Source organism: Planomonospora parontospora (assembly GCA_014647935.1).
Taxonomy (GTDB): Bacteria; Actinomycetota; Actinomycetes; order Streptosporangiales; family Streptosporangiaceae; genus Planomonospora; species Planomonospora parontospora.
On the sequence record BMQD01000006.1, the window covers coordinates 282,018 to 297,038 of the forward strand.

The 15,021-nt window shown below is 72.1% G+C and carries 12 protein-coding genes; 5 read left to right on the forward strand and 7 right to left on the reverse strand.

Translation table 11 applies throughout. The annotated features are described in order from the left end of the window. Position 1 precedes the first annotated feature (1 nt). The 5 genes from IEZ07_RS12265 to IEZ07_RS12285 form a co-directional block, all read right to left on the reverse strand. Positions 2 to 997: a LacI family DNA-binding transcriptional regulator gene (locus IEZ07_RS12265; protein WP_068898784.1), complete on the reverse strand. Its 996-nt coding sequence runs from the start codon at positions 995 to 997 to the stop codon at positions 2 to 4. Positions 998 to 1,127: 130 nt separating this feature from the next. Continuing rightward, on the reverse strand, positions 1,128 to 2,084 hold the full coding sequence (locus tag IEZ07_RS12270) for a carbohydrate ABC transporter permease (RefSeq protein WP_191894859.1): 957 nt from the start codon (positions 2,082 to 2,084) through the stop codon (positions 1,128 to 1,130). Continuing rightward, positions 2,081 to 3,055, reverse strand: a complete 975-nt coding sequence (locus tag IEZ07_RS12275; protein ID WP_191894938.1) for a carbohydrate ABC transporter permease — start codon at positions 3,053 to 3,055, stop codon at positions 2,081 to 2,083. Before IEZ07_RS12275 ends, IEZ07_RS12270 begins: the two co-directional genes overlap by 4 nt. 106 nt (positions 3,056 to 3,161) lie before the next feature. Beyond that, positions 3,162 to 4,520 carry an ABC transporter substrate-binding protein gene (locus IEZ07_RS12280; protein ID WP_191894860.1) on the reverse strand — a complete coding sequence of 453 codons (1,359 nt, stop codon included), beginning with the start codon at positions 4,518 to 4,520 and terminating at the stop codon, positions 3,162 to 3,164. A gap of 374 nt (positions 4,521 to 4,894) precedes the next feature. Beyond that, positions 4,895 to 7,690, reverse strand: coding sequence for a glycosyl hydrolase (locus IEZ07_RS12285; RefSeq protein ID WP_191894861.1), 2,796 nt, complete (start codon positions 7,688 to 7,690; stop codon positions 4,895 to 4,897). 257 nt (positions 7,691 to 7,947) lie between these two features. Between IEZ07_RS12285 and IEZ07_RS12290 the strand changes: the two genes are divergently transcribed. From IEZ07_RS12290 to IEZ07_RS12305, 4 genes are all read left to right on the forward strand, one after another. Then, positions 7,948 to 9,345: a GH1 family beta-glucosidase gene (locus tag IEZ07_RS12290; protein ID WP_239319793.1), complete on the forward strand. Its 1,398-nt coding sequence runs from the start codon at positions 7,948 to 7,950 to the stop codon at positions 9,343 to 9,345. A 4-nt stretch (positions 9,346 to 9,349) separates the two neighbouring features. Continuing rightward, a complete protein-coding gene (locus IEZ07_RS12295) occupies positions 9,350 to 10,360 on the forward strand; it encodes a LacI family DNA-binding transcriptional regulator (protein ID WP_191894862.1) in 1,011 nt (336 codons plus the stop codon). A gap of 111 nt (positions 10,361 to 10,471) precedes the next feature. Next, positions 10,472 to 10,846, forward strand: a complete 375-nt coding sequence (locus tag IEZ07_RS12300) for an FKBP-type peptidyl-prolyl cis-trans isomerase (RefSeq protein WP_189236414.1) — start codon at positions 10,472 to 10,474, stop codon at positions 10,844 to 10,846. Between the two features lie 240 nt (positions 10,847 to 11,086). Then, complete coding sequence (locus IEZ07_RS12305; protein ID WP_191894863.1) at positions 11,087 to 12,613, forward strand: ATP-dependent DNA ligase; 1,527 nt, start codon at positions 11,087 to 11,089, stop codon at positions 12,611 to 12,613. Between the two features lie 149 nt (positions 12,614 to 12,762). On the opposite strand, the gene IEZ07_RS12310 is transcribed toward IEZ07_RS12305, so the two are convergent. After that, positions 12,763 to 13,401: a DUF1707 and DUF4870 domain-containing protein gene (locus tag IEZ07_RS12310; protein ID WP_239319791.1), complete on the reverse strand. Its 639-nt coding sequence runs from the start codon at positions 13,399 to 13,401 to the stop codon at positions 12,763 to 12,765. A gap of 144 nt (positions 13,402 to 13,545) precedes the next feature. Between IEZ07_RS12310 and IEZ07_RS12315 the strand changes: the two genes are divergently transcribed. Then, entirely contained in the window at positions 13,546 to 13,884 is a 339-nt protein-coding gene (locus IEZ07_RS12315) for a hypothetical protein (protein ID WP_068898800.1), read from the forward strand. A 4-nt stretch (positions 13,885 to 13,888) separates the two neighbouring features. Here the strand turns inward: IEZ07_RS12315 and IEZ07_RS12320 are convergent, their stop codons facing one another. Further along, the gene (locus IEZ07_RS12320; RefSeq protein ID WP_191894864.1) at positions 13,889 to 15,019 is read right to left on the reverse strand and encodes a DUF4192 domain-containing protein; all 1,131 of its coding nucleotides are present in this window, start codon (positions 15,017 to 15,019) and stop codon (positions 13,889 to 13,891) included. Between the last annotated feature and the right edge of the window lie 2 nt (positions 15,020 to 15,021).

Below are 15,021 nucleotides of genomic sequence, written 5' to 3' on the forward strand. Positions count from 1 at the left end.
GTCAGGCCGACTCGCGGACCACCAGGTCGGTGGGGAGGATGATCGGGTCCGCCGGGCCGCCGGAGGCCAGGCCGAGCAGGAGGCGGACCATGGCGGTGGCCTGCTCGACGACGGGCTGGCGGACCGTCGTCAGCGGCGGCTCGGTGTAGCGGGCCGCCTCGATGTCGTCGAAGCCCACCACCGCGACGTCGTCCGGCACCCTGCGGCCGGCCTGGCGCAGCGCCTGCAGCGCGCCGATCGCCATCAGGTCGCTGGCGACGAAGACCGCGTCGAGCGCGGGGTCGTCCTCCAGGAGCTGGCGCATCGCCGCCGCGCCAGACTCGCGGGTGAAGTCGCCGACCGCCACGATCGAGCGGCGGTCGGAGCCCTGCATGACGTTCCGGTAGCCGGCCAGGCGGTCCTGGCCGCCGATCATGTCCTGGGGGCCGGCGACCGTGGCGATCCGGCGGCGGCCGCTCTCGATCAGGTGGCGCACGGCCGTCGCCGCGCCGCCCACGTTGTCGTTGTCGACGTACGGCAGGTCCACGGGGACGGCGGGCCGGCCGTACGAGACGACGGGCACGCGCATGCGGGTGATCGCGGCGGGCAGCGGGTCGGCGCCGTGCATCGAGATGATCATGACGCCGTCCACGTGGCCGCCGGCGATGTAACGCTCCACGCGGGCGTGGCTGCGGGCCGAGCCCGTCAGCATCAGGACGACCTGCTTGTCCGCCGCCTCCAGCTCCGCGCTGGCCGTGCGGATCACGGTGGAGAACATCGGGTCGTCGGAGAAGACCCGGGTGGGCGACTCCGAGACGACCAGGGCGATGGAGTCGGTGCGCTGGTTGACGAGGGTGCGGGCCGCCGCGTTGGGGACGTAGCCGAGCTCCTCGACGGCCCGCATCACCACGTCGCGGATGCCCGGGGCGACGGTGGGCTGGCCGTTGACCACGCGGGAGACGGTGGCCCGCGACACTCCCGCGCGGGCGGCGACCGCCTCCAGGGTGGGGCGCTTCATCTTGGCCTCCGACTGGGCCTCCGGCTCGGATCTTCGGTCGCCACGACGATAGCCCATCGCGGGCCCGCCGGGGCCGGGGCGCCGGCCCCGCCCGCGGACCCGGCGCCCCGGTTCCGGTTCCGGTCCCGGTTCATCCCTTGACGCTGCCCGCGAGCAGGCCGCGGACGAAGTAGCGCTGCATGGACAGGAAGACGATCAGCGGGATGACGAGCGAGACGAAGGCCCCGGCCGTCAGCCGCTGCCACTCGTTGCCGCGCGTCCCGGCCATCTGCGCCAGCCGTACGGTCATCGGGGCGCTGTCGGGCGTGCCCCCCGCGAAGATCAGCGCCACCAGCAGGTCGTTCCAGACCCAGAGGAACTGGAAGATGCCGAAGGTGGCCAGCGCCGGCGCGACCAGCGGGAGGACCACCCTCCGGAAGATCCTGCCGTGGGTGGCGCCGTCCACCCGTGCCGCCTCGATCAGCTCGCCCGGCAGCTCCGACATGAAGTTGTGCAGCAGGAAGACGCCGAGCGGCAGGGCGAAGCAGGTGTGCGCGAACCACACCTGCGCGAAGCGCGCGGGTCCCTCCAACTCCCAGGCCGGCATGAGCTGCAGGCCGAAGACCGAGACGCCCTCGGAGAAGAACGACAGCAGCGGGACCAGCGCCATCTGCATCGGCACGACCTGCAGCGCGAAGATGCCGATGTAGACCCAGTTCCGTCCGCGGAACGGCACCCAGGCCAGCGCGTACGCCGCGAAGGCGGCGAAGGCCAGCGGGAAGAGCACCGACGGGATCGTGATGACGATCGAGTTGATCAGGAAGCTGGCCATCTTCCCGGAGGACGAGGAGGTGCCGAACAGCACCTCCTGGTAGTTCTCCAGGGTGAGCTGCGGGTCGGAGAAGAACGACCACCAGCCGGTGGTCTTGATCTGGTCCTCCGGCCGCAGCGACGACAGGAACAGGCCGAAGGTGGGCGTGGTCCACAGCACCGCGATGACGATCGCCACGGCGCTGGCGACCCTGCCGCTCAGCCGCTTCCTGACCCGCCCGGTGGCCTGCTCGGCTCCGGACCGTACCGCCGTGACGGCGGGTGAGACGGATGTCATCGGACGGCCTCCCGGCGCTGGCGGATCTGGTAGACGACGATGGGGGTGACCAGGACGAACAGGAAGACGGCCAGCGCCGCGCCCTTGCCCGTCTCGCCGTACCGGAACGCCTGGTTGTACATCTCGTTGGCGATGACGCTGGTGTCGAACTGGCCGCCGGTCATGGTCCGGACGATGTCGAAGAGCTTGAGCGTGCCGATCGACTGGGTGACCAGCACCACGAGCACGGCCGAGCGGATGCTCGGCAGCGTCACCCGGAAGAACATCTGGACCGGGGTGGCTCCGTCGAGCCTGGCCGCCTCGACGATCTCGGCGGGGATGCCCTTGATCGCCGCGGAGAGCACGACGGTGGCGAACCCGGCCTGGATCCACACCATGACCACGATGAGGAAGAGCGTGTTGACCGGCGGGTCCAGCAGCCACTGCTGGGGGGTGCCGCCGAGGGCCACCACGATCTGGTTGAGCAGACCGATCTGCTCGCTCTCCTCCGGGCGGTAGGCGTAGACGAACTTCCAGATGATGCCGGCGCCGACGAAGGAGATGGCCATCGGGAGGAAGACCAGCGACTTGGCGACGGACTCGAAGCGGCTCCGGTCGACCAGGACCGCGTAGAGCAGGCCGACCGTCGTCACCAGGACGGGGACGAGGGCGACCCAGATGAGCGTGTTGCGGAGCACCGTGACCGCTTCGGGCTGGGTGAACATCCAGACGTAGTTGTCGAGCCCCACCCAGGAGGCGCCGTCGCCGCTCATGAACGACAGCAGGGTGGTGCGCACCGCGGGCACGATCAGGCCGATCGTGAGCAGCAGGAGCGCCGGGGCGAGCAGGATGGCGATGTGCAGCCGCGCCTTCTGCCGCATCGGGGCGCGGTCGAGCAGGAGCAGAAGGAGCGCGACCACCGCGCAGAACGCGACCACGCCGTACAGCAGCTGCAGGAGCTTCGGCTGCTCCGCGGCGAAGTCGAAGTCCAGGTTCATCGAGGGAACTCCCGGAAGGATCGGGCCGATACGGGAGCGTCCGGCTCCGACGGGGTAGTCGAACCCCGGCGGGAGCCGGACGCCACGGGAAGTCCTGGGACTAGGACTTGGGCCAGGAGGCCTCGATGAAGTCAAGGACCGTCTTGGTGTCCTTGCCGTTGATCCAGTCGGTCATGCCCTTCCAGAAGGTGCCCGCGCCGACCGCGGCCGGCATCAGGTCGGAGCCGTCGAACCGGAAGACCGTGTTCGGGTCCTGGAGCATCTCGATGGAGAGCTTGTCGATCGGGTTCTGCGCGTTGGCGATGTCGACGCCCTTGTTGGCCGAGACGTACGTGCCCAGCTTCATGCGGGCGTTGGCGTAGTCGCCGGTGGCCAGGTAGGCCTGAACGGCCTGGACCTCGGGCCGGTCGGCGAAGGCGCCGACGAACTCGCCCGCGCCGAGCACCGGCTTCTTGGCCGGGTCGTTGCCGGGCAGGTAGAAGGCGAAGACGTCGCCGTCCTCGGCCACCTTGGTGCCCTCGGGCCAGAAGTTGGCGTAGAAGGAGGCCTGGCGGTGCAGCGCGCACTTGCCCTCGGTGATGGGCACGCCGCCCTCCTGGAAGGCGGTGCTGGCGATGCTCTTGACCGGGCCGTAGCCGCCGTTGACGAACTTCTCGTCCTTGAGGATCGCGCCGACCTTGTCGACCGCGGCGACGATCTTGGGGTCGTTGAAGGGGATCTTGTGGGCGACCCAGTCGTCGTAGCCCTCGGGGCCGAGCTCGCGCAGGAGGATGTCCTCGATCCAGTCGGTGGCCGGCCAGCCGGTGGCCTCACCGGACTCGATGCCCGCGCACCACGGCTTGATCCCGGTGCCCGCGATCGTGTTGGTGAGGGTCATGAGCTCGTCCCAGGTCGTGGGGACGGCCCAGCCCTTCTCCTTGAACATGCCCGGCGAGTACCAGACGAAGGACTTCACGCTGGCGCCCAGCGGGGCGGCGTAGAAGGTGCCGTCGATCGTGCCGTACTTCACCCAGTCGGCCGACCAGTTCTGCTCGGCCAGCTTCTTCACCTCGGCCGAGGCGGGCTTGAGCTTGCCCGCCTTGACGAAGCGCTCCAGCAGACCGGGCTGCGGGAAGAAGGCCAGGTCCGGCGGGTTGCCGCCGTCGGCGCGGACCTGGATCTGCGCCTCGAACTCGCCGGTTCCCTCATAGCTGATCTTCATCCCGGTGCACTTCTCGAACGGCACCCAGGTCTGCTGGAACAGGTCCGCCTCGGTGTCCCGGATCGGGGAGTAGATCGAGACCTTCTTGCCGTCGTGCTTTCCGAACTGCTCGAACGGGGCGCACTCGGCGGATGTGCTGGCACCGCCGCCCGCCGCAGGGGTCGAGGGCTCGGAAGAGCCGCAACCGGTGGCGACCAGCGCCAGGCCCGCGGTACCCGCGACGAGGGCGGCGCGTGCAGGCCGAGAGAGGAGCGACATGGACCCTTCCTCCATTACTTTGCCGGGCCGGCCCGGCTGGCGGGACCGGCTGGACCGCCCGCGACAGGCGCGTGGGGTCACCGCGTTACCGGTCCGCCGTGGTGGCCGGATGGCTCAAACCAGTGTGAGAGCGCTCTCTGTAGCCTTATCGCCCAGCAACGGGATGTCAATGACTGTGATGCTACGGTTACTCATTTGAGAAATCTGGGTGTCATTCAGGGCATTCAGGTTATCCGTTCGTTGTGAGAGCGCTCTCAGTACGGAAGGAGCGGGGACCGCACGGTCCCCGCCCCTCCGGCCGCGGGGCCGCACGGCTCGCCGTACGCCCCCGCGGGACCGGTCCGGAAGCGCCCGCAGGAGACGCGCCCGCGGGATCAGTTCGTGGAGAAGGTGAACCAGTTGAGGTTGACGAAATCCGCAGGCTGGCCGCTGCTGAAGGTTATGTACACCGTGTGGGTGCCCGTGACGCCCGAGATGTTCGCCGCGATCGTCCGCCAGCTCTGCCAGCCGCCGGTGTTGCCCACCGCGAAGTCGCCGATCGGCGCCGCCGTGGGGCTGTCCAGGCGGACCTGGACCAGTCCGCTGACCCCGGCCCCCGCCCCGGAGGCGACCCGGGCCTTGAACTGGCCCGCCGCCACGGAGCCGAAGCGCACGCCGTCGAAGCGCAGCCAGTCGCCGTTGGAGACGAACGCGACGCTCTTGCCGCCTCCGGTGTCGGAGGCGTCCTCCAGGGCCGTCCCCGACTGGGCCTGGTGGCTCTCCGCCTGGATGGTGGAGCGCGCGTCGACCCCGCCGGTCGTGGGAGTCGGTGTCGGGGTCGGGGTCGGGGTCGGGGTCTTCGTGGGCGTGGGCGTCGGGGTGGGGGTGGGGCTCGGGCCGGAGCCGCCCCCCGGTTCGGTCCCGCTGCCCGCCGGGCCGCGCCAGGCCATCGCCCGGGCCGGTACGGCGAGCGTCTGCCCGTCGGAGAACCGGACCGTGACGGCGCCGCCGGAGGCGTTGTAGGCCACGTAGGTCCTGCCCGCCGAGTTGCCCAGCACCGCGTACGTCGGCACGCTCGCGGTGACCGAGTGGTCGGGGGTGCCCCAGGCGTTCAGTGCGGAGATCCAGTGATAGGCGTGGGCGCGCGAGTCACCGTCCTCGGGTGCCGGGTCGGCCCCCAGCCACAGCGACTGGGCGGCGGCGGGGTCGGCCATGGCCAGGAACTGCCAGATGACGTCGCGCCACTCGGTCTCCTGGCCGCCGTTGGAGGCCCGCAGCTCGCTGATGTTCTGCTTGATGTCGGCCTTCCACGCGCCGTTGTAGAGCGAGCCGCCGGTGATCGGGAGCATGTTGATGCCGTGGATCTCCTCGGCGTTCGCCGTCCACCAGGTGGAGTAGCCGCCGCCGGCGCCCCACACCATGCCGAGGGTGTCGTGGCCGTACGTCGACGGGAAGACCGCCCCGTCGACGTCGAACCAGTACTGGCCGATGGCCTCGCGCTCGGTCGTGTACATGTAGATGCCCGCGTCGCGCAGGGCGGTGTCGCCGGTCGCCTGGCCGAACAGGACCGCGGCGGCGTTGAACATCATCGACTCCGACGACGACTCCTGGTTGTTGCCGTGGGCGAAGCCCGCGTGCCCCGACGCCCAGGCGTGCCCGGCGTAGGGGTCGAAGTTGCGCAGGAACGGGAACCGGCTGTCGGAGCGGTCGTAGTTGGCCGCGTCCTTGACCAGCAGCTTCAGCATGCCGCCGTACTGCGAGTCGGAGACCCAGGCTGGGTCGTGCTGGGCCACCATCGCTCCGGCCAGCACGTAGTAGCCGTAGTGGAAGTGGTGGTCGTTGAGCTCTTTGTCGGTGCCGTAGCCCGCCGGGTAGCCGATCAGCGTCTTCCAGGTGGAGTCGTAGGCGAAGAGCCTGCCGGTCTCCCCCGAGCCCGCCGTGAGCCAGTCGGCCAGCCGGCTCTTGACCAGGCTGATCGCCTTGTCCCGGCCGGCGGTGTAGCCGATCTGGTTGGCGACCGGGATGAGCGCCGCGATCCGCCACAGGGCCTTGCCGGTCCAGTAGGTGTCGACGGCGCCCTTGTAGGGGTCGGAGGCGTTCAACTCGGCGTCGATGCCGGCCCGCAGCCTGGCCTTGTCCGCGCCGGGCGCGAGCGGCAGGGCGGGCAGCACGCCGTTGAACTCCGCGTTCGTGGTGAACGACGCGCCCTCGCGCACGCGCATCTCACCGCGCGGCGAGACGTAGCGGTGGGCCGTCATCGTGTCGGAGGAGTTCGCCCACTGGTGGCGGTAGAGGGCGTGCAGGGTGCCGGTCTGGCTCCCCTGCCTCGCGGCGGTGGACGCGGTGTAGACGGCCTTCATCCGGCCCGCGTCGGCGTCGTAGGACCAGCTCACCCGGGTGTCGGTGACGAAGGAGTAGGCGTACTTCTCGAACAGCGGGAGCGCCGCCCGGGAGGGCAGGACCGCGACCGAGAAGAAGGCGGCCGGGGCGCTCGCGGAGGCGGTGCCGGTCAGCGACCAGCTGGTCCCGGAGGGGGCGAACAGGCCGTAGTCGCGGCCGTTCACCGTCACCCCCAGGACGTTGCCGCCGTTCTGCCAGACGCTGGCCGGGCCGGTGAACTCCACCAGCGCGTTGCCGCCCGAGGCCTCGGCGTAGACGTACGGCGAGCCGTGCGCGATCGTGGTCCGCAGCGTGCGGGTCCCGTCGCTCCAGCGCGGCACGACGCTCCAGTCGCCCCAGCCGTCCACCTCGGTCCTGGCGGCGTTGAGGCCGGAGACGCCCACGTTGAGGTCGCTCGCGTGGACGAACTCGTACATCCGCCCGTCGGGGGTGATGTTGGGCTTGTCCGGGTAGCCGACGCTGATGCCCTTGGCGTTCGCGTGGAACGAGAGCGGGTGGGCGTACATGTTCTCGGAGTAGGGGTTGCCCGCGTAGCGCTGGAAGACCAGCGAGGACCACCAGTCGTTCGTCGGCACGGCGCGGCCGGCCATCCGGCTGGTGACCTTGGGGCTGACGGCGGCGCCGTCGGAGTCGGAGGGGCCGGCGGTGCCGGCCGGGCGGGCGGAGGCGTAACCGCCCGCGCCGACCGCGACGGCGGCGGCCGGAGCCGCCAGGACGACCGGGGTCACCACGGCCGTGGCCAGGACGGCCACCGCGGCGACTACTCTGCGCAAGGGGGATGGGAAGCCCATGGATACCTCCTCGGGTATCGGGCTGCCGGCGCCGCAGAACGGGCTGCCGGGGCGAGCAAGGGCAAGAGAGCGCTCTCTGACCGAGGACCGTAGCCCTGAGTGAACGCCAAGTCAACGACTTCTCGCACTCTCCCCTGTCCAGGATGCGGATGATCCGCCTTGACAGGTCCGTCACGCACCCGCGATGCTGCATGAGAGCGCTCTCTGCCGTTCGGGGCGAGGCGGGGTTGACGGCGAGGCGAAAGGGGCGGTGAGACATGACCCTGTCCATGGGGATGTCGGCGGGGGTCGCGGCGGAGACCGGGGAGACCGGCGACCTGACCTTCCCGCAGGGTTTCCTCTGGGGGACGGCGACCGCCTCCTACCAGATCGAGGGCGCCGCGAACGAGGACGGCCGCGGGCCGTCCATCTGGGACACCTTCTCCCGGACACCCGGCAAGGTCGTCGGCGGCCACACCGGTGACGTCGCGTGCGACCACTACCACCGCTACCGCGACGACGTGGCGATGATGGCCGACCTCGGCGTCCAGGCCTACCGCTTCTCCATCGCCTGGCCCCGGATCCAGCCGGACGGCTCCGGCCCGGTCAACCCGCGCGGCCTGGACTTCTACGAGCGGCTGGTCGACGAGCTGCACGGGCGCGGCATCACTCCCATCGTGACGCTCTACCACTGGGACCTGCCGCAGAGCCTGGAGGACCGGGGCGGCTGGACCAACCGGGAGACCGCCGAGCGCTTCGCCGAGTACGCCGCCGTCGTGTACGGCAGGCTCGGCGACCGGGTCGGCACCTGGACCACGCTCAACGAGCCCTGGTGCTCCTCCTTCCTCGGTTACGGCGCGGGCGTCCACGCCCCCGGCCGCACGAACCCGGGCGACGCCTACGCGGCCGTCCACCACCTGCTGCTGGGACACGGGCTGGCGGTGGCCGAGCTGCGCGCCGCGGGGGCCCGGCAGGTCGGCATCACCCTCAACCTGGCCCCGATCTCGGGCTCCGACCCCGAGGCCGTCGCGCACATCGACGGCCTGCAGAACCGGATCTTCCTCGACCCGGTCCTGCGCGGCGAGTACCCCGCCGACGTCGTGGAGCGCGCCCGCCGGTTCACCGACTGGTCCTTCGTCCGCGACGGCGACCTCGACATCATCGGCGCGCCGATCGACCTCCTGGGCGTCAACTACTACAGCCCCACCACCGTGGAGCTGCGCGCCGGTCAGCAGGCCAACCCGGTGCACCCGGGCAGCGAGGGCATCGCGTTCGTCCAGGGCGACGAGGAGAAGACGGCGATGGGCTGGTCGGTCAAGCCGTCCGGCCTGACCGAGCTGCTGCTCCGGCTCAACCGCGACTACCCGGGCACACCGCTGATCATCACCGAGAACGGCGCCGCCTTCGACGACGTGCTCGCCGACGGCCGGGTCGCCGACGAGCGGCGGGTCGCCTTCCTCGACGGCCACTTCCGCGCCGCGCACGCCGCGATCGAGGCCGGGGCCGACCTGCGCGGCTACCTGGTCTGGTCGCTGATGGACAACTTCGAGTGGGCCGAGGGCTACGCCAAGCGCTTCGGGCTGGTCTACGTCGACTACGCCTCGCAGCGCCGCGTCCCCAAGGACAGCGCGCTGTGGTACCGAGAGGTCATCCGGCGCAACGGGGTCCAGGCGTGACCCGGTGACCGCCCGGCCGACGCTGGAGAAGGTGGCGGCCAGGGCAGGAGTCTCCCGGGCCACCGTCTCCCGCGTGGTCAACGGTTCGACGCACGTCAACCCGGAGATCCGCGCGACGGTGATGCGCGCCGTGGAGGAACTGGGCTACGTCCCCAACCTCGCGGCGCGCAGTCTGGTGACCCGGCGGGCCGACTCCGTCGCGCTGGTCTTCTCCGAGCCGCCCACCCGGGTCTTCTCCGACGACCCCATGTTCGCCAGCATCATCCGCGGCGTCGGCCATGAGACGGAGGCCTCGGACAAGCACCTCGTGCTGATGCTCGCCGGCTCTCCGCGCGGGCAGGAGCGGATCGAGCGCTACACCACGGCCGGGCACGTGGACGGCGTGATCGTCGCCTCGATGCACGGGGCCGACCCGCTGCCCGCGGCGCTGGCCCGCCGGGGCGTGCCCGTGGTGTGCAGCGGGCGGCCCCTGCAGGCCGGGGTGCAGGGCGCGCCGCCCTGCGTGGACGTGGAGAACGTCGGCGGCGCCGAGCAGGCCGTGGGGCACCTGGTGGCGGTGGGCCGCCGCAGGATCGCCACGATCGCCGGGCCGCAGGACATGGTCGCCGGGATCGACCGGCTCACCGGCTACCGCAACGTGCTGCGCGACTCCGACCGGCGCTCCATCGTCGCGGTGGGCGATTTCACCCGGGAGTCGGGCGTCGCGGCCATGCGCCAGCTGCTCCGGGACGATCCCGGGCTCGACGCGGTGTTCGCCGCCAGCGACATGATGGCGCTCGGCGCCCTGCAGGCGCTGCGGCAGGCCGGGCGCCGCGTGCCGGACGACGTGGCCGTGGTCGGCTTCGACGACGTGCCCGCCGCCGCCTACGCCGAGCCGCCGCTCACCACGGTCCGCCAGCCCCTCCACGAGATGGGCCGGGAACTGGCCCGGCTCGTCCTCGCACTCGCCTCCGGGCAGGACGCCGGCGCTCCGGTGATCCTGCCCACGGAGCTGGTCGTCCGCGACTCCGCCTGACGGACCGGCCGGATGTCCGTGCCCCTTCGCCCACCGCCGGGCCCCGGACCCCGTAGAGTCGTTCGGCCGGTCGGGCATCGGCCGGCACGCACCAGATCAAGGAGAAACCACGTGGCACTGGAGAAGCCGGAGATCGACTTCCCTGAGGGCGACGCGCCCAAGGAGCTGCAGATCGTCGACGTCGTCGAGGGAGACGGCCCGGAGGCCAAGCCTGGCCACCAGGTCAGCGTGCACTACGTCGGTGTCGCCTTCTCCACCGGCGAGGAGTTCGACGCCTCCTGGAACCGGGGCGAGACCTTCGAGTTCTCGCTCGGCGCGGGCCAGGTCATCGCGGGCTGGGACCAGGGCGTCGCGGGCATGAAGGTCGGCGGCCGCCGCCGTCTCACCATCCCGCCGCACCTGGGTTACGGCAACCGCGGCGCGGGCAGCCGCATCAAGCCCGGCGAGACCCTCATCTTCGTCGTGGACCTGCTCGGGGTCCGCTGAGGTGACCGGTGGGCCGCTCCCCGGGGAGCGGCCCACCGCGTCTCCCGCGGCCCGGCCCGCTCGAACGGGATCGTCCGCCCCTCCCCGCACCGTCCACCCCACACCGTCCGGCCCGCCCCTCCCGCACCGTCCGCCGTACGGCGGCCGAGCACCACCGGGTCCACCGGGCCCACCGGCCGGAACGGGATCCCGGGGGACCTCCTCCGCCGGAATGTCACCGCGGCCTCATAGGCTGTCCGTGTGCTGTTGATCGATCTCGCGCGCACCTCCGCGGCCGTGGCCGCCGACTCCGCCCGGCTGGCGAAGGTCCGGCATCTCGCGGAGCTCCTCGGCCGGGTCGGCCCGGACGAGGCGGAGATCGCCATCGCCTACCTCTCCGGTGAGCTGCCCCAGCGGCAGATCGGCGTCGGCCTGGCGGCCCTGCGGGACCTCCCCGAGCCCCGGCTCGCCGCCACCGCGACCCTGCTGCAGGTCGACGCCCTCCTCACCCGCGTCAAGACGCAGAGCGGTCCCGGTTCCCAGGCCGCGCGCAAGGCACTGCTGACCGAGTTGTTCGCCGCGCTCACCGGCCCCGAGCAGGCCTTCCTGTCCCGGCTCGTCCGCGGTGAGCTCCGCCAGGGCGCGCTCGACGGAGTGATGATCGAGGCCGTCGCCAAGGCGTCGGGGACACCGGCCGCCGAGGTACGGCGGGCGCTGATGCTGCGCGGCTGGCTGCCCGCCGTGGGCGCGGCGGCCCTGTCCGGCGGGGTCGAGGCGCTGCGCTCCTTCAGGCTGGAGGTGGGCCGCCCGGTCTCGCCGATGCTCGCGCAGAGCGCCCCCTCCGTCGCCGCGGCACTGGAGCGGGTGGGCGGGCGGGCCGCGATCGAGTGGAAGCTCGACGGCGTGCGGATCCAGGCCCACCGGTCCGGCGACGCCGTGTCCGTCTTCACCCGCACCCTGGACGACATCACCGCCCAGGTGCCCGAGCTGGTCGAGGCGGTCGGCGCCCTGCCCGCCGCCGACCTCGTCCTGGACGGCGAGGTCATCGCGCTGCGGCCGGACGGCCGCCCGGAGCCCTTCCAGGTCACCTCCGGCCGGGTGGCCAGCCGAACCGACGTGGCAGGGGCCCGCCGGTCGACCCCGCTCAGTGTGTTCTTCTTCGACGCGCTGCGGGTGGGAGGAGCCGATCTCCTCGACCTGCCCGACGAGGCACGCCACGCGGAGCTCGCCCGGGCCGTTCCCGCGGAGCTGATCACGCCTCGGCTGGTCACCGGTGACGCCGCCGAGGGCGAGGCGTTCTTCAAGGAGGTCCTCAGGCGGGGGCACGAGGGCGTGGTGGTGAAGTCACCGCAGAGCCCCTACGCCGCCGGCCGCCGCGGGGCGGGCTGGGTCAAGGTGAAGCCCCGCCACACGCTGGACCTGGTCGTGCTGGCCGCGGAGTGGGGCAGCGGCCGCCGGGAGGGGTGGCTCTCCAACCTCCACCTGGGCGCCCGTGATCCGGTCGGCGGCGGTTTCGTCATGCTCGGCAAGACCTTCAAGGGTCTGACCGACGAGCTGCTCGCCTGGCAGACCGAGCGCTTCCTGATGCTCGCCGACGGCCCCGCCGACGGCTGGACCGTCACGGTCCGGCCCGAGCTCGTCGTCGAGATCGCCTTCGACGGGGTCCAGCGCTCCAGCCGCTATCCCGGCGGCATGGCCCTGCGCTTCGCCCGAGTGATCCGCTACCGCCCGGACAAGACCCCGGAGCAGGCCGACACCGTGGACACGGTCCGCGCGCTGCTGCTCTGAGGCCCGCCCGCCGGCCTCCGACACGGCGGTGCCCCGCCTCGCGGACGGACACGTCCGCGTACCGGCGCTCCCGGGTCCGCTCCGCGTGTTCCGGGGGCCGCCCCGCGTGCCCCCAGGACCGCCCCGGTCCTCGGCGCGCCCCCTTCGGGTCACTTGACCGGGCGCAGCGTGAACGGGTAGCGGAAGTCGCCCTCGCCCAGCGCCGCCAGCCCGCCGACGACCGACAGCGCCACTCCGCCGACCCAGAGCAGGGGCACCAGCACGGCCCCCACGAAAGTGATCGCCAGCACGATGGTGGCGCCGATCAAGGTCAGGTGGAAGTTCAGCGCCTCCACGGCGTGCCTGCGGATGTAGGGGGAGGTCCTGCCCGCCGCGAGCAGCATGACGAGCGGTCCCAGCACGAACAGGCCCGCCAGCGGGAGCAGGTGCGCAGCGGCCGCGCCCACCCGGTCTCCGCCCGTCCGCGCCTGGGGCCGCCCGTGGTGCGCCGGGCCCGGTGCCGGGCGGACCTGCGGCGGGTAGGGGGCGGGCAGGGGTGGGCGGGAGCCGTACAGCTCCTGCATGATCGGGATGAGGTCACCGTGGACCCGGGCGGTCATCGCCCGCTCCAGCCGGTCGTCGAACTCGAGCTCGTCGAGCCGCCCCTCCGCGTAGGCGGCCTTGACGTGCTCGACCACCTGCTCCCGGTCCTGGTTGCTCACCCGGAGGTCGGCGTAGCCGGCCCTGGGCCCCGCCGCCGGCACGCCCCCGTGCCGCGGATTCACCGGTGGTGTCGCTGTGCCCGCCATGGAACCGACCTTCCCTTCGTCGCCCTTGTGACCTCCATGTTCGTCCGGGGCGGCCGCCCCGCGCATCGGGGTTACCCCTGACGCCGTCCCTGGAGTTCCCCTGGCGTCCACCATGGAAGGGCCAGGGGAGGTATAACAAGGGGCATGAGATGGCGGGATCGCTATGGTTTGAGGCGTCTGCGCGGGCCGAAGATCGCGAAGTTCGATCGGGCCGCGAACGACTCCGATATCGAGGCGCTCATCGCCTTCGCGAAGTCGCGCCGCGGCGTGGAGTTCTACGTCGAACCGGAGACCTTCGCGACCGACACCACCGCCGTGGCCGTGGCCGACGACGGCGAGTGGACCCGGCGCCGGGTCGGCGCCCCCGCGGTGATCCGCAAGGTCGCCCGCGATCTCGCTCTTCCCGTCTACGATGTGCAGCTCACCGGTTATCCGCCCCGCATGCGGGCCTACAACGAGCGCCGCAAGCGCGAAGAGGGCTGACGCCTCATCCTGCAGGGCCGGCCGGGCCCGCCGGCGGCTCCTCCAGGAGGACGACCAGGGGGAGCAGCCAGGACGTCCGGGGCACGCCCATCTGCAGGTCCAGCTCCTCGGGGCTGGGCATCCTGTCCTTGAGCGCGTGCGGCGGGAGCAGGCACCGCAGCGCGTCCATGAGCAGATTGGCCATGGAGTAGCCGGGATCGGCCTCGTGCGCGCGGGCCAGGGCGACGCTCGCCAGGGCGGAGTCTCCGTCGCGCCAGGCGGCCATGGCGAGCAGTGACGCGGCTGGTGGCACGAACCTCGGCTCCAGCCTGCGGGTGAGGTCCTGCCAGAGCCTGCGGTGCGCGTCGTGGGCGTCGTCGGTGATCAGCGCCCACGCCTCGTCCCGGATCCGGATCACGGCCAGGTCGAACCCGAGCCTGGCCGCCTGCTCGTCGTCGAGCCGCCCGCCCGCGGCGTAGACCCCGATCGCCGCGCGCACACGGGCCGTCCCGTCGGCGACGATCCCCGCCGCGAGCCCGTCGGGGTCCTCGCAGCCAGCGATGCGCCGGCGCAGTTCCTCCGCGACGCGGCCGGTGACCCCGCGCATCGCCGTCCGGGCGGCCCCGCCGACGGGGGCGAGCGAGCGTTCCAGGGTCTCCCGGTCGGGCAGCGCCACCAGCCCGTGCGCGACGGCGCGGACCGCGACCGCACCGGCCTCGCGGTCGTACGGCGCGCCGGAGGGAGGGCAGCAGTCGGTGCGTGAGCAGACGTAGGACCAGTAGCGGCCGTCCTCCACCCGGAGCGCGTCGAGAAGCCTGATCCCGCCCTCCCGGAACAGGGCGACGGCCGCATCCGCCGCCGGAGTCACCAGCGGGCCGGAACCGTAGCCGACGACGATGACCTGGGTGATCTCCTCCTTGCGGAGCAGCGGGAGGATCCGGCTGAGATCGTGATCGGCCAGCGGCAGGTCCCATCGGACGGTGAGGTGCACGCGGCCCTTGGGCGGAGAACCGCGCAGGCCTATCACAACGAGGCTCTCGGCGGGGTGGAAGCCCAGCAGGTAGGGCACCGCGCCGAGGACGTCCTCGGTGGAGCCGAGCAGCAGGTCGGGCAGGCCGGGCGGGAGGTCCGGCGAGGCGGTGGTGTGGGTCGTCATGG